15 protein-coding genes are annotated in these 12,944 nt (G+C 71.7%); 11 read left to right on the top strand and 4 right to left on the bottom strand.

The window, feature by feature from the left end; genetic code table 11:
- The first annotated feature begins 1 nt into the window (after position 1).
- The 5 genes from ABMY26_RS26120 to ABMY26_RS26100 all read left to right on the top strand — a co-directional run bounded on the left by ABMY26_RS26120 (position 2) and on the right by ABMY26_RS26100 (position 6,110).
- Positions 2–949, top strand: a complete 948-nt coding sequence (locus ABMY26_RS26120) for a branched-chain amino acid ABC transporter permease (protein WP_372397486.1) — start codon at positions 2–4, stop codon at positions 947–949.
- Complete coding sequence (locus ABMY26_RS26115) at positions 946–1,770, top strand: ABC transporter ATP-binding protein (RefSeq protein ID WP_372397485.1); 825 nt, start codon at positions 946–948, stop codon at positions 1,768–1,770. The genes ABMY26_RS26120 and ABMY26_RS26115 overlap by 4 nt, the downstream gene beginning before the upstream one ends.
- A 13-nt stretch (positions 1,771–1,783) precedes the next feature.
- Entirely contained in the window at positions 1,784–2,488 is a 705-nt protein-coding gene (locus tag ABMY26_RS26110) for an ABC transporter ATP-binding protein (protein ID WP_372397484.1), read from the top strand.
- A 220-nt stretch (positions 2,489–2,708) separates the two neighbouring features.
- Positions 2,709–3,359, top strand: coding sequence for a maleylacetoacetate isomerase (maiA, locus tag ABMY26_RS26105; RefSeq protein WP_372397483.1), 651 nt, complete (start codon positions 2,709–2,711; stop codon positions 3,357–3,359).
- Between the two features lie 135 nt (positions 3,360–3,494).
- Positions 3,495–6,110: a response regulator gene (locus ABMY26_RS26100; RefSeq protein WP_372397482.1), complete on the top strand. Its 2,616-nt coding sequence runs from the start codon at positions 3,495–3,497 to the stop codon at positions 6,108–6,110.
- A 43-nt stretch (positions 6,111–6,153) separates the two neighbouring features.
- On the opposite strand, the gene ABMY26_RS26095 is transcribed toward ABMY26_RS26100, so the two are convergent.
- Positions 6,154–7,062, bottom strand: coding sequence for an EamA family transporter (locus ABMY26_RS26095; RefSeq protein WP_372397481.1), 909 nt, complete (start codon positions 7,060–7,062; stop codon positions 6,154–6,156).
- A 249-nt stretch (positions 7,063–7,311) separates the two neighbouring features.
- On the opposite strand from ABMY26_RS26095, the gene ABMY26_RS26090 reads away from it, so the two are divergent.
- From ABMY26_RS26090 to ABMY26_RS26080, 3 genes are all read left to right on the top strand, one after another.
- Entirely contained in the window at positions 7,312–7,905 is a 594-nt protein-coding gene (locus ABMY26_RS26090; RefSeq protein ID WP_372397480.1) for a hypothetical protein, read from the top strand.
- Between the two features lie 70 nt (positions 7,906–7,975).
- Positions 7,976–8,182, top strand: a complete 207-nt coding sequence (locus ABMY26_RS26085; protein ID WP_045580990.1) for a hypothetical protein — start codon at positions 7,976–7,978, stop codon at positions 8,180–8,182.
- Positions 8,183–8,340: 158 nt separating this feature from the next.
- Positions 8,341–9,093 (top strand): cold shock domain-containing protein, encoded by a 753-nt coding sequence (locus ABMY26_RS26080; protein ID WP_372397479.1) that lies wholly within the window; start codon positions 8,341–8,343, stop codon positions 9,091–9,093.
- Positions 9,094–9,123: 30 nt separating this feature from the next.
- Here ABMY26_RS26080 and ABMY26_RS26075 read toward each other — a convergent pair whose 3' ends face one another.
- The 3 genes from ABMY26_RS26075 to ABMY26_RS26065 form a co-directional block, all read right to left on the bottom strand.
- Positions 9,124–9,390 carry a DUF2934 domain-containing protein gene (locus ABMY26_RS26075; RefSeq protein ID WP_372397478.1) on the bottom strand — a complete coding sequence of 89 codons (267 nt, stop codon included), beginning with the start codon at positions 9,388–9,390 and terminating at the stop codon, positions 9,124–9,126.
- Between the two features lie 24 nt (positions 9,391–9,414).
- On the bottom strand, positions 9,415–9,861 hold the full coding sequence (locus ABMY26_RS26070) for a CBS domain-containing protein (RefSeq protein WP_045580988.1): 447 nt from the start codon (positions 9,859–9,861) through the stop codon (positions 9,415–9,417).
- A gap of 110 nt (positions 9,862–9,971) precedes the next feature.
- Positions 9,972–10,643, bottom strand: a complete 672-nt coding sequence (locus ABMY26_RS26065; protein WP_372397477.1) for an NnrU family protein — start codon at positions 10,641–10,643, stop codon at positions 9,972–9,974.
- A 174-nt stretch (positions 10,644–10,817) separates the two neighbouring features.
- Between ABMY26_RS26065 and ABMY26_RS26060 the strand changes: the two genes are divergently transcribed.
- The 3 genes from ABMY26_RS26060 to ABMY26_RS26050 all read left to right on the top strand — a co-directional run bounded on the left by ABMY26_RS26060 (position 10,818) and on the right by ABMY26_RS26050 (position 12,944).
- Complete coding sequence (locus tag ABMY26_RS26060; RefSeq protein WP_372397476.1) at positions 10,818–11,453, top strand: DedA family protein; 636 nt, start codon at positions 10,818–10,820, stop codon at positions 11,451–11,453.
- A gap of 118 nt (positions 11,454–11,571) precedes the next feature.
- Entirely contained in the window at positions 11,572–12,177 is a 606-nt protein-coding gene (locus ABMY26_RS26055) for a DUF4398 domain-containing protein (protein WP_372397475.1), read from the top strand.
- Positions 12,174–12,944, top strand: coding sequence for an OmpA family protein (locus tag ABMY26_RS26050; RefSeq protein WP_372397474.1), 771 nt, complete (start codon positions 12,174–12,176; stop codon positions 12,942–12,944). The genes ABMY26_RS26055 and ABMY26_RS26050 overlap by 4 nt, the downstream gene beginning before the upstream one ends.

Genomic DNA, 12,944 nt, shown 5'->3' with positions numbered 1-12,944 from the left:
GATGAACGCACTCCTTCACGGGCGGCTGACAGGCCTGCTGGTACTGGCTGCCGCGATCGCGGTCCTGCCGGCCTTCCTGCCCAACAACTTCTATCTCGACATCGCCATCCTGGCCGGCTTCAACGCCGTGGTCTGTGTCGGGCTGAACCTGCTGATCGGCTATGCCGGGCAGATCAGCCTCGGCCATGCCGGTTTCTTCGGCATCGGCGCCTATGCGTCGGGCGTGCTGGTCGGGACCTATGGCTGGCCGCCGGTGCTGGCGCTGCTGGCCGGCGCCGCCGCCGTCGGGCTGCTCGCCTTCGCGGTCGCCAAGCCGATCCTGCGGCTGAAGGGCCATTACCTCGCCATGGCGACGCTCGGCATCGGCATCATCGTGTCGATCGTGCTGCGCACCGAAAGCGGCCTGACCGGCGGCCCCGACGGCATGATGGTCGAGCCCTTCCGCATCTTCGGGATCGAGCTGTATGGCGAGAAGGTCTGGTACTGGGTGGTCGGCGTCCTGCTGGTCGGGGTGGTCTGGCTGTCCCTGAACCTGATCGACAGCCCGATGGGCCGGGCGCTGCGCGCCGTCCACGGGTCGGAGGTGGCGGCCGAGGTGGTCGGCGTCGACACCGCGCGCTTCAAGGTGCTGGTCTTCGTGCTGTCGGCGGTGTTCGCCAGCGTGGCCGGCAGCCTGTTCGCCCATTACGCCGGCCTGATCACCCCGGCCAAGGCCGACTTCTTCAAGTCGATCGAGCTGGTGACCATGGTGGTGTTCGGCGGCATGGCCTCGACCTTCGGCGCGGTGGTCGGCGCGGTGGTGCTGACGCTGCTGCCGCAGGCGCTGACCATGTTCCAGGACTACCAGCAGATCGTCCTGGGCGGCATCCTGATGGCGACGATGGTGTTCATGCCCAAGGGCCTGCTTCCCACCCTGGCGGCGCTGCTCCCGGCGCGGAGGCGGGCATGAAGATGCTGGCGACCACAGAGATTTCCCCTGATATGACGACCCAGGCCCGCCGCATCGGCCCGCCGATCCTGAAGGTGGAGCATCTCAGCCGCGAATTCGGCGGCGTGCTCGCCGTCGGCGATCTCAGCTTCACCATCGCGGCCGGCGACATCCATTCGATCATCGGGCCGAACGGCGCGGGCAAGACCACCCTGTTCAACCTGGTGACCGGCGTCTACAAGCCGTCGGGCGGCCGGGTGCTGTTCGACGGGGCCGACGTGTCGGGCATGGCGCCCTACCGGCTGGCCGCCCGCGGCATGTCGCGCACCTTCCAGAACCTGCAGATCTTCTTCAACATGACGGCTCTGGAGAACGTCATGGTGGGGCGGCACCTGCACCTGGACACCCGGCTGCTGCCGGCGCTGTTCCGCTTCCCCTCGCTGGTGCGCAAGGACCGCGAGGCGCGCGACCGCGCCGCCCAGCTGATGACCGATGTCGGGCTGGAGAAATACATCGACGCCGATGCCGCCTCCATGCCCTACGGCGCGCTGAAGCGGCTGGAGATCGCCCGTGCGCTGGCGTCGGAGCCGAAGCTTCTGCTGCTGGACGAGCCGGCGGCCGGCCTGAACGCCACCGAAAGCCGCGAGATCGACGAGGTCATCAAGACCGTGGCGGGCAACGGCGTCACCATCGTCCTGGTGGAGCACGACATGAAGATGGTGATGGGCATCTCGCACCGGATCACCGCGCTGAACCAGGGCCGCATGCTGGCCGAGGGCACGCCGCAGGAGGTGGGAGCCAATCCGGATGTCATCGCCGCCTATCTCGGCGCCGCACCGTAAGGAGGGAGCCCCCATGCTTCTGGAGATCGAGGGCCTCAACAGCCATTACGGCCGCATCCACGCGCTGAAATCGGCCAGCCTGACCGTGCGGGAGGGCGAGCTGGTGGCGCTGGTCGGCGCCAACGGGGCCGGCAAGACGACGCTGCTGCGCACCCTGTCCGGCGTCCATCCCGCCAGCAGCGGGCGCATCACCTTCGACGGCTGCGACATCACCCGGATGAAGTCGTCGCGCCGGGTGGCGGAGGGCGTGGTGCAGGTGCCGGAAGGCCGCCAGCTGTTCGGGCCGCAGACGGTCGAGGACAATCTCAGGCTCGGCGCCTTCCGCCGCGGCAGCGGCAGGCCGGACGAGGACATCGGCCGGCTGTACGAGATGTTCCCGGTGCTGAAGGTCAAGCGCGACCAGCCTGCCGGTACCCTGTCGGGCGGCCAGCAGCAGATCGTGGCATTGGCCCGCGCGCTGATGGCGAAACCCCGGCTGCTGCTGCTGGACGAGCCCAGCATGGGGCTGGCGCCGCTGCTGGTCGCGGAGATCTTCGACGCCGTGCAGCGGCTGAAGCGCGAGGGCACCACCATCCTGCTGGTCGAGCAGAACGCTCATGCGGCGCTCGCCATCGCCGACCGCGGCTATGTGATCGAAACCGGCGAGATTGTGCTGAGCGACAGCGGTGCCGCCCTGCTGAGCAATGAGCGGGTGCGGCAGGCTTATCTCGGGCTGTGAGGATTGCCAGGCTGTCGGCTGACGAATGCCCCCTCCCTGACCCTCCCCCGCTCTCAGCGGACCTATGGTCCGCCTGCCGCATCAGCACAAAGCGAAGCTTTGTGCGAGAGCTGAGCGGGGGAGGGACTGCCGCCACTCTGTGACTTACCCCCTCTCCCGCGGAGCGGGGGAGGGATGGGGAGGGGGCAACCGACGCGACACTTCAACGGACACCGACCCCGTGAAACTCCACACCTACTTCCGCTCCTCCGCCGCCTACCGGGTGCGCATCGCCCTGAACCTCAAGGGATTGGCGCCGGACCAGGCCTTCGTCCATCTGCGCCGGGGGGAGCAGGCGAAGCCGCCCTTCGCCGACCTCAACCCGGAGCATCTGGTCCCGGCGCTGGAGGTCGACGGGCCGGACGGCCACCATGTGCTGACCCAGTCGCTCGCCATCATCGAGTATCTGGACGAGACCCATCCCGCCCCGCCGCTGCTGCCGGCCGATCCGGCCGGCCGCGCCCGGGTGCGGGCGCTGGCGCTGGCGGTGGCCTGCGACCTCCACCCGCTCAACAACCTGCGGGTGCTTGGCCATCTGAAGGCGATGGGCCATCCCCAGGAGGAGGTCGACGGCTGGTACCGCCACTGGGTCGCCGTCGGGCTGACAGCGCTGGAGGCGCAGCTTGCCGGCGATCCGCGCAGCGGGCGGTTCTGCCACGGCGACGCGCCCGGTCTGGCCGACGTCGTGCTGGTGCCGCAGATGGCGAACGCCCGCCGGTTCGGCTGCCCGCTGGACGCCTATCCCACCCTGCTGCGCATCGACGGGGCCTGCCGCGCCCTGCCGGCCTTCGCCGCCGCGGCTCCCGACCGGCAACCCGACGCCGAGGCGTGAACGGGCGGAGTCCGGCTGTCAAAAGTCACATTGCCCCATTGGTGTTAGCGGTTTCGTGGCATCCTTCCGTGGTATAGAGGTAGCCGGATCGGAGCGGGGACAGGCGGCCGGGCGATGGCGGGCAATTTTTCTTCCATGGCGTACGACCTTGCCGAAAACACCGCGGCAAGCGCCTTCGTCGTCCTTGCCTACACCTTCCTGATCCGCCGGTCCGACGGCTGGAGCCCGCTCGCCCGCCAGATGGTTTTCGGGACGGTGATGGCGCTGACCGCGCTGTTCTCGATGGTTCACCCGATCCATGTCGGGCCGGGCATCTTCATCGACGCGCGCACGGCGCTGATCGGTCTGGCCGCGCTGTTCGGCGGTCCGGTTTCCGCCGCGATGGCCGCGGGAACGGTCGCCGGCTACCGCATCTGGCTGGGCGGGGTCGGGATGGAGGCGGGGGTCGCCAACGCCCTGCTGTCCTTTTCGACCGGGGTCGGCTTCGCCGTCTGGGCACGCCGCCGCGGCCTGCGGCTGGGGGCGGTGCCGCTGTTGGGGTTCGGCGTGCTCCTGACGCTGGTTTCGCTGCCCACCCTGCTGCTGCTGCCGGACCCTGAGCTGATGTGGCGGGTGGCGCGCGCGACGGCGCCGCCGCTGCTGGTGATCGTGCCGGTCGGCACCCTGGTCCTCGGCAGCCTGCTGCTGCGCGAGCAGCGTCAGCACGATGCCGAGCAGCGGCTGGGCGAGAGCGAGGCGCGCTACCGTCTGTTGGCCGACAATGCGACCGACATGATCCTGGAGATGAGGGCCGACGGAACGGTTCGCTACCTGTCGCCGTCGGCACGCGACATCCTGGGCTGCGACCCGGCGGAGATCGTCGGCACCGCCCCGGCCGACCTGCTGCATCCCGACGATCTGGAAAAGGCGTCGCAGGCCTTCGCCAGCATGCGGCCGGGATCGCCTCCCGTCACCTTCACCCACCGGCTGCGTCACCGCGACGGCCGCTACCTGTGGGTCGAATCCAGCATGCGCCCGACGGTGGGGTCGGATGGCGGGTTTCTCGTCGTCGGCGTCGTCCGCGACGTGACCGAACGCAAGCGCTACGAGGGCGAGCTGTCCGACGCCCGCGCCGAGGCGGAGGCGGCCAACCGCGTGAAGTCGGAATTCCTGGCCTCGATGAGCCACGAGATCCGCACCCCGCTGAACGGCGTCATCGGCTTCGCCGACCTGCTGCTGGGGACCGAGCTGACGGCGGAGCAGCGCCAGTATGTGGCGCTCCAGCGCGAGGCCGGCCGCGGGCTGCTGGCCATCATCGGCGACATCCTGGACTATTCCAAGATCGAGGCCGGCAAGCTGGAGCTGGAGGAGCGCGCCTTCGACCTGCACCGGCTGCTGCGCGACTGCCGCGACCTGATGAGCAACGCCGCCTCGCAGAAGGGGCTGCTGCTGCAACTGTCGCTGGGCGGCACGGTGCCGCGCTTCGTCCATGGCGACGAGGCGCGCATCCGCCAGATCCTGCTGAACCTGGTCAGCAATGCCTTGAAGTTCACCGAGCGCGGATCGGTGCTGGTATCGGTCGGGATGCTGTTCGCCGACCGTGCCGCGGAGGAGGCCCCCTCGGCGGAAGGCCCTGCGGGACAGCATGCCGCGGGGGTGGGAAGCGTCGCGCTGATCCGCTTCGCCGTCAGCGACACCGGCCCCGGCATCCCCGCCGCCGATCAGGCCAACCTGTTCCAGCGCTTCAACCAGGGCGACCGGTCGACAACCCGGCGCTATGGCGGCACCGGGCTGGGGCTGATCATCTCCAAGCAGCTGACGGAACTGATGGGCGGGCGGATCGGCGTGCAGAGCAGCCTCCGCATCGGCAGCACCTTCTGGTTCGAGCTGCCGCTGCCGGTGGCGCCGGCCGTGGCCGCCCCCGCCGACAACAGGACGGAAGCCGCCGCGCGGCGCGGCGCCCGCATCCTGCTGGCGGAGGACGTGCCGATGAACCAGATCGTCACCTCGTCCATCCTTTGCAAGGCCGGCCACACGGTGGAGGTGGCGGAGGACGGCGAGCTGGCGGTGGAGGCGGTGCGCAGCGGCGATTTCGACCTGATCCTGATGGACATGCAGATGCCCCGCATGGATGGGCTGCAGGCGACCGCGGCGATCCGCCAGCTCGGCGGGCGGCGGGGAGCCGTGCCGATCATCGCGCTGACCGCCAACGCGCTGACCGATCAGCTGCAGCTTTGCCTGGATATCGGCATGAACGACCATGTGACCAAGCCGATCGAACGCGACACCCTGCTGTCGGCGGTCGACCGCTGGCTCGCCGCCGGGGCGGAAGCGCACTCCGGATCCGAGCCCGGACCTCATCCGGACGTCCCGCTCCGGGCGGACGCATCGGCGGCGGTCCCGGTTTTCGACGGCGTGCCGGTGCTGAACCGCGCCGCGCTGGACATGCTGGCCGACACGCTGGGGGCCGATGCGCTGCCCCGCTTCGTCACCGGCACGCTTGCGGAGCTGGCTCTGCGCGTCGACCGCGTCGACGCGGCGGAGACGGCGAAGGCGGCGGCGGCCGACGCCCATGCCATGGTGTCGCTGGCCGGCAATGTCGGGCTCATGGAACTGTCGGGCCTCGCCCGCAAGGTCCAGCACGCCTGCGAACAGGAGCGGCCGGACGCGCCGGCGCTGAAGGCGCAGTTGCGCGAGGCCTCCGGCCGTGCAGCCGCCGCACTCCTGGCGGCGCTGCCGACCCTGGGCGTGGCGGTCGAGACGGTGCGGTGAGAGGGCGCCGGCCGATCAGCGCCTGACCGTCACCGCCTGACCGTCAGCGGTTGACGATCAGGGCGACGCCGGCCACGGCGACCGCGGCGCCGGCCCAGGCGCCCAGCGTCGGGCGCTGTCCGGTCAACAGCCACATCATCGGCAGGATCAGCACCGGGCTCAGCGCCGACAGGGTGGCGACCACGCCTGCATTGCCGTGGGCCAGCCCGACCAGCAGCAGCGTCATCCCCAGCCCGACGCCCAGCAGCCCGTTGCCGGCGACCTGCAGCGCCAGCTTCGGCGTCAGGCCGGGCGGCAGGCGGAACAGGCCGGCCGCCGCCCCTCCGTTGCGCATCGTCATCAGCATGCCGATGGCGGTGAACATCAGCGCCGCGGTCGTCACCCGCACGGTGGCCGAGGCGATCGGATCGGCACCGGCGGCCATCACCGGCTTGGCGATCACCGACCCCACCGCCTGGGCCATCGCCGCCACCAGGCAGACGCCGACCCCGGCCAGCAGGCTGCCCTGCACCGATTCCCAATTGTGGGTCGAGCCCGAGCGCAGGGCCACCGCCAGCATCACCCCCAGCGTCACCAGCGCGATGCCCAGCGCCGTCCACGGTCCCAGCGCCTCGCCCAGCAGCCCGTAGCCGAGCAGGGCGGTCAGCGGCGCGTTCGCGGCGTAGATCACCACGTTGCGGCGCGGGCCGAGCCGGCTCAGCGACCAGAACAGGGCCATGTCGCCCATCACGATGCCGGCCGCGCCCGACAGGGCCAGCGTCAGCACGGCGCCGGCATCCAGCGTCTCCCAGCCGCCCAGCAGCGTGGTGGCGACCAGCAGCGCCGCGGCGACGATGGTCAGGCGCAGGCGGTTGAAGGCGATGGAGCCGAGCACGCGCACCGGCCCGATGGCGATCAGGCCGCCGGCGGCCCAGCACAGCGCCGCGCCCAGCGCGGCAATGTTGGCGATCATGATGGAAACGGGGACCGTTGGTTGAGGATCGGGAGCCGCACTCTACAGCCCCAACCGACTGCCTGCGAAATGTGCAGGCTGCATGGCCGGGCCGACCTTCACCCCCCACCTTCCGCCATCCGGCGGAACCCGTCCCGATGCGGGCCGTTTATTCCGGTGAAGAGTGCCCCCATGGGGCAGGCTTGAAGAAGAGTGCCCCCATGGAGCACGGCCGCCTGTGGCTCAAGACAACCGAAAAGGACGCGACCGATGCGGACATCTCTCAAGCGGCTCGCCCCCATCGCGCTCGCCGCGGCCGCCGGGCTTCTCGCCGCCCATCCGGCGGCGGCGCAGACCGGGACGCCGGCCGGCTGCGCCGCGATGGTGGACCAGTTCGCCGCCGACCTGGGCCTGTCGACCCAGCCGCCGCCGGTCGCCGTCCCCGGCACGGCGCCGCCGGGCCTGTCCGGCTCCACCCCGCGCGACGAGCAGGGCACCGGCACCGGGGGCACCGGGAGCACCGGCGGCGTCGGCAGCGAGGATCTCGCCCGGTCCGGCGGCATGGTGGCGCCGCCGGCGGTCGGCGACCGCTCGGTGATCGAACCGCCGGCCATCGGCAGCAACATGCCGACCGCTCCGTCGGTCGGGCCGCAGGCTTCCTCGCGGGCGGCGCCGGACAGCGCGCCCGGCGGCTCCGGCGCCGCCGACGGCGCGATGGGTCAGGCGGCACGCAACGCCCAGCTGGACTCGCTGGTCACCGCCGCCCGCGCCGCCGCTCGCGACGGCGACGAGGCCCGCTGCATGGACAGCCTGAACGATGCCCGGCGCCTGTCCGGGGCCGGTCCCGGCGGCCGCAGCGACTGACGGTCCGGCCCGGCCGGCGATCCCACCCGGCAAATCCCCTCATCGGTTCCACCTTGGAAGGATGCTGCGCATGCATGATCGTGCCGTCCACCGCCTCGGTCCCTATCCGCCGTCGCCACCGCGCGACCCCTCCATCCCGCCGATGCCCGGCGAGCCGCTGCCGGTGCCTGGCGACCCGTCGCGTCCGCCGCTGGGCGAGCCGCCGGCCCCCATCCCGGTTCCGCCGCGCGAGCCGCCGCCGGTGCCCGACCGCTTGATGGACCGCCTGATGGGCTGACGGAGGTCATCCAAGATTTCACGGCCCTCCCGGGCATTCGGAGCGGTCCCGACTTGCCAAGAGCGCCAGGACGGGCGATGTGTCAGGGGTTGGCGTCCGCCGGTCCGCGATCGGACCGGCACGGGCGCCGCTTCTGTTCGTCGGAGTTCGCGTTTCCCATGCACAATCAGCCGCCCCGCAGCCACGTCTACCGCCAGCCCAACGTCATCGCCACCCAGGTGACGGCGACCGTCAAATGGTTCAGCCCGGAACGGGGCTACGGCTTCGTCACGGTCGGGGGGAACGGCAAGGACGCCCTGATCCCGGCCTCCATCGTCGTGCCGGCCGGGCACGCCACGCTGCCGGACGGCGCCACCGTCGTCGTCGACCTCGTGGAGGACCGCAAGGGCCAGCAGGTCAGCGTCCTGCATTCCGTCGACCTGTCCACCGCCGTGCCGGCGCGTCCGGCCGGCCGTGGCGGTTTCGGCGACCGTGGCGGGGACCGCGGTTTTGGCGATCGCGGCAACGATCGTGGCGGCGACCGCAACTACGGCCCGCGACGGGATGCCGGCGGTCCCCGCGACCGCGGCTTCGGTGATCGCGGCAACGATCGTGGCGGCGACCGCGGTCCGGGCAATCGTGGATTCCAGGACCGTGGCCAGGATCGGGGCCAGGACCGGGGCCAGGACCGGGGCCCGCGGCGTCAGGATGCCGGCGGCCCGACCAGCCAGCTGGCCGGCACGGTGAAATGGTTCAACGGCGGCAAGGGCTTCGGCTTCGTCCAGCCCGACGGCGGCGGACGTGACGTGTTCGTCCCGGCCCGGGCGCTGGAAAGCGCCGGCCTGCGCGGCCTGGACGACGGCCAGCGCGTGCGCATGACCGTCCGCCAGACCGAAAAGGGCACGGAAGCGGTCAGCGTCACCGTCGAGTGACCGCGTCCCGGTGACCGCTTCCGGTCTCGTTCAACTGTCAGACGGCAGTGCCGACTGGCCCAGATGCTGCGCCGCCTCCCGCTGGTTGCGGGCGGCGGCATCGTCGGGGACGGCGAGCCCGGCGTCGGGACTTGTGACGCGCGGGCCGCCGCCGTTGCGCCGGTCCTCCTCCTCGATGTCGCGGACGGCCTGCGCCCAATGGTCGAGATGGCGGTCGTCGGGCCGCCCCTCCTGCTCCCACAGCCGGTAGGCCCGTTCACGGACCCGCGGGTCATCCGGACCCGGTGTGTGTTCCATGATGGTTGGTTCCCTTGCTTGAGGTCACCGGCCCGGCAGGATCCGGTCCGGCTGGGAGGGGGAGGAGATCCGCTCCAGCGTGTCGTGGACCGCGCGGTCGTTCTTCGCCTCGGTGGCGAGGTCGCCGAGCGAGACGATGCCGGTCAGCCGGTCGTTGCGGTCCACCACCGGCACCCGCCGGATCTGCTGGCCGGCCATCAGCTGGGTCACGCTGCCGACCGGGTCGTCCTCGTAGCAATAGCGCGGGTTGGCGGTCATCACCTCGGCCACCTTGCAGCGGTCTGGCTGCTTTCCGGCCGAGATGGCGCGGACGGTGATGTCGCGGTCGGTCACCACCCCGACCAGATCCCGTCCGTCGCAGACCGGCAGGATGCCGACGTTCAACTGGTCCATCAATTGCGCGGCGCGGCGGATGCTGTCGTCGGGCCGTACCGTCTGCACGTCGCGGGTCATGATCTCGCGGATTTTCATGCGGGGATTCCTGACGCGGTTTTGCGGGGGGCGGTTCTGCAGGGCGCGTGGTCGGGACGGGCGCGGTATTCCCGTCCCGCTTCAACACATGCGCCGTTCGACCGTCACGCTCAACCTACCCAATAGAGGGGATCCACGCCGAACAGCCAGGGATGCGCCGCGAGCATGGCGCCATAGGCCGCCAGCCCGCCGGCCAGCCGCGCCGGCCCCATCTCCGCCAGTCCCGCCGCCGCGCCCCGCAGCCACTGCGGCCCGGCGAGCGGCAGCAGCGACGTCCCGTCCCGGAAGGCCCGGCCCGCCGGGCTGCGGCGCAGCACGACCTCGTTCTTGACCAGCGCGAACAGGGCGATGGCGGCCATGGTGCCGAACAGCAGCACCCGCCGGCCGTCGCCGGTGGCGTTCAGATGGACCAGCGCCCACAGCAGCAGCGCCAGGCTGCCCGGCGCGCGGGTGAGGCGGTAGATCCCCCGCGGCGGGTTGGGTGCATCCTGGCTGCCGAAGCGGGTGGTGATGCGGGCGACCAGCAGCAGGAAGACCAGCGGCATCGCCAGCACCACCAGCGGCGCCGCCCAGCCGGCGGGGGTGAACAGGACCTCGCCGCCGTCCGCCGCGCGGTAGGCCAGCACGAACAGGGCCAGCGTCGCCAGCGAACCGGCGGAATGGAGGGCGGCGAAGCCGCCCCGGCCCAGCCGCGCGATCAGGGCGGGCCGCAAGCCCGGCCAGGACGGCAGGGCGTGGCTGAGGAACAGCAGGGCGGCGGCGAGGGCGAGGGATGCGGTCATGATGGCCCCATTCAACCGTAGGCGAAGGATCGCCGCCTTGACGACAGTCAAGCAAGGGCGACGACAGTCAAGTAAGGGCGACGACAGTCAAGCAAGGGGACGGAACGCCCGTGCGGGTGGCGCGGTTCACGGTATCTCGCCCTTCCGCTCCGTCAACCCGATGGCCATGCCCCCATGACCGAATGGATCGTCCAGATCGTCCAGCAGTTCGGCTATCCCGGCATCTTCCTGATGCTGGTGCTGGCCCGCGTGCTGCCGCCGGTGCCGGCGGAGACGGTGATCCCGCTGGCCGGCATGGGAGCCGCGACGGGCGAGTTCAACCTGCTGCTGGTGGCGCTGGCCGCCGGGCTCGGCTCCGCGGTGGGGGAACTGGTGTGGTACCTGCCGGCCCACTGGATGGGGCGCGAGCGCTTCGAGGCCTTCCTGCGCTGCCATGGCCATTGGCTGACCGTGAAGCCGGAGCAGGTCCACCGCGCCACCGAATGGTTCGCGCGCTGCGGCGGCGTCGCCGTCCTGCTGTGCCAGCCGCTGCCGGGGCTGCGCACCCTGATCTCGGTTCCGGCCGGGGCCTGCGGGCTGCCGGTGGCGGTGTTCCTGGTCTATGCCACGGCGGGGGCGGCGCTGTGGTCGCTGGTGCTCGCCACCACGGGATATCTGGTGCGGGTGGGCTTTCCCTGGATCGCCGACTGGATGGTGCCGGGGGCGCTGGCGCTGTTCATCCTGCTGTTGGCCGCCTATGTGCTGCGGCTGGTCCGCCACCGCCGCGCCAGCCGCCTGGCGAAGGACGCAGCTTTGCGCGGCGGGGAGTGAGCCGGCCTGGAACCTTGGCCCGCCCCCGAGCGTTGGAGCCACGAACCACCCGAACGGGCATGGCCTTACGGCCTGGACTCATCCGGCGTGCCGCCGTTTCCGATAAGGATCCAACGCGATGACCCGCATTCCCGCAACGACGACCCGATGGCGAGCCGCCGCCGTGCTGTCCGCCGCGCTCGGCATGACCGCCTGCGCCGGCAGCGTGCCGCCCCCCACCGCCCAGCTCGGCGCCGCCTCCCAGGCGGTGCAGGAGGCCGAGCGCGCCAACGCCCTGCGATACGCCCCGGTGGCGCTGCAGAGCGCCCGCGACAAGCTGGCCGCCGCCGACAAGGCCATGCGCGCCGACGAGCGCACCCGTGCCCGCCGGCTGGCCGACGAAGCCCGCGTCGATGCCGAGCTGGCGACGGTGACGTCGCAGCGCGCGGTGACCCAGCAGGCCGCGACGGCGGTGCGCCGGTCGGCCACCCCGGCCGTCCCGCAATCGGCCATGGCGCCCGGCAGCGCGCCCGTCCCCAGCGGGTCGTCTGCCAGCGGGTCCACGCTGGGCACGCTGCCGGCGTCGGACCCGGCCCTGAGCGGTTCCAGCTACAGCGGCTCCAGCTACAGCGGTTCCAGCTATGGCGCTCCGGCAGCCGTCCCGCCGGCTCCGGCCGGCTCCCTCGGTGCCGGCACCAGCACCGGCAACGCCTGGGGCTACAGCTATCCGGAGGTGCGCCAATGACGCCGCTCGCCACCCGCAACCTGCTGGTTCTCGCCGGCCTCGGCCTCGGGCTCGCCGGCTGCGCCACCCAGCCGACCGACAGCGCCGCCCTGACCCAGGCGCGCCAGGACTACAGCCTCGCCGCCGCCAACCCGCAGGTCGCCGGCAACGCCCCGCTGCAGCTGCGCGATGCCGAACAGGCGCTGCGCCGGGCCGAGGCGATGCGCGACCAGGGGGCCGACGCCGCCGAGATCGACCATCAGGCCTACGTCGCCAGCCGCCGCGTCGAGATCGCGCAGGAGACGGCCGGGGTGAAGGGCGCCCAGACCGTGGTCGCCAATGCCGACAGCTACCGCCTCCAGGCCCGCAACACCGCGCTCGAGCAGCAACTGCGCGACCTCCAGGCCCAGCGGACCGAGCGCGGCCTGGTGATGACGCTGGGCGACATCCTGTTCTCCACCGGCCGGGCGGAGCTGACCCCCGGCGCCTATGAGCGCATCGACCGTCTCGCCCGGTTCCTGCAGGCCCATCCCGCCCGCACGGTGCGGATCGAGGGCCACACCGACGACACCGGCAACGACGCGGCCAACCTGCGCCTGTCGGAGGCGAGGGCCCAGGCCGTCCGCGACGCCCTGTCCGCCCGCGGCGTCCCGCCGTCGCGCATCGTCACCCAGGGCATGGGCGAGGCGCAGCCCGTCGCGTCCAACGGCAACGATGCCGGCCGCCAGCAGAACCGCCGGGTGGAGATCGTCATTTCCGACGACGGCACGGTGGCCCAGACCCGCTGA

Origin of the sequence: Azospirillum sp. HJ39 (assembly GCF_041507355.1) — a bacterium.
Taxonomy (GTDB): domain Bacteria; phylum Pseudomonadota; class Alphaproteobacteria; order Azospirillales; family Azospirillaceae; genus Azospirillum; species Azospirillum thiophilum.
This window is presented reverse-complemented; position numbering and strand designations above follow the sequence as displayed.

Excerpts from the sequence above, each read along its gene's own strand:
- ABMY26_RS26120 (WP_372397486.1), top strand. The coding sequence starts at position 2 with ATGAACGCACTCCTTCACGGGCGGCTGACAGGCCTGCTGGTACTGGCT.
- ABMY26_RS26115 (WP_372397485.1), top strand. The coding sequence starts at position 946 with ATGAAGATGCTGGCGACCACAGAGATTTCCCCTGATATGACGACCCAG.
- ABMY26_RS26110 (WP_372397484.1), top strand. The coding sequence starts at position 1,784 with ATGCTTCTGGAGATCGAGGGCCTCAACAGCCATTACGGCCGCATCCAC.
- ABMY26_RS26100 (WP_372397482.1), top strand. The coding sequence starts at position 3,495 with ATGGCGTACGACCTTGCCGAAAACACCGCGGCAAGCGCCTTCGTCGTC.
- ABMY26_RS26095 (WP_372397481.1), bottom strand. The coding sequence starts at position 7,062 with ATGATCGCCAACATTGCCGCGCTGGGCGCGGCGCTGTGCTGGGCCGCC.
- ABMY26_RS26090 (WP_372397480.1), top strand. The coding sequence starts at position 7,312 with ATGCGGACATCTCTCAAGCGGCTCGCCCCCATCGCGCTCGCCGCGGCC.
- ABMY26_RS26085 (WP_045580990.1), top strand. The coding sequence starts at position 7,976 with ATGCATGATCGTGCCGTCCACCGCCTCGGTCCCTATCCGCCGTCGCCA.
- ABMY26_RS26080 (WP_372397479.1), top strand. The coding sequence starts at position 8,341 with ATGCACAATCAGCCGCCCCGCAGCCACGTCTACCGCCAGCCCAACGTC.
- ABMY26_RS26075 (WP_372397478.1), bottom strand. The coding sequence starts at position 9,390 with ATGGAACACACACCGGGTCCGGATGACCCGCGGGTCCGTGAACGGGCC.
- ABMY26_RS26070 (WP_045580988.1), bottom strand. The coding sequence starts at position 9,861 with ATGAAAATCCGCGAGATCATGACCCGCGACGTGCAGACGGTACGGCCC.
- ABMY26_RS26065 (WP_372397477.1), bottom strand. The coding sequence starts at position 10,643 with ATGACCGCATCCCTCGCCCTCGCCGCCGCCCTGCTGTTCCTCAGCCAC.
- ABMY26_RS26060 (WP_372397476.1), top strand. The coding sequence starts at position 10,818 with ATGACCGAATGGATCGTCCAGATCGTCCAGCAGTTCGGCTATCCCGGC.
- ABMY26_RS26055 (WP_372397475.1), top strand. The coding sequence starts at position 11,572 with ATGACCCGCATTCCCGCAACGACGACCCGATGGCGAGCCGCCGCCGTG.
- ABMY26_RS26050 (WP_372397474.1), top strand. The coding sequence starts at position 12,174 with ATGACGCCGCTCGCCACCCGCAACCTGCTGGTTCTCGCCGGCCTCGGC.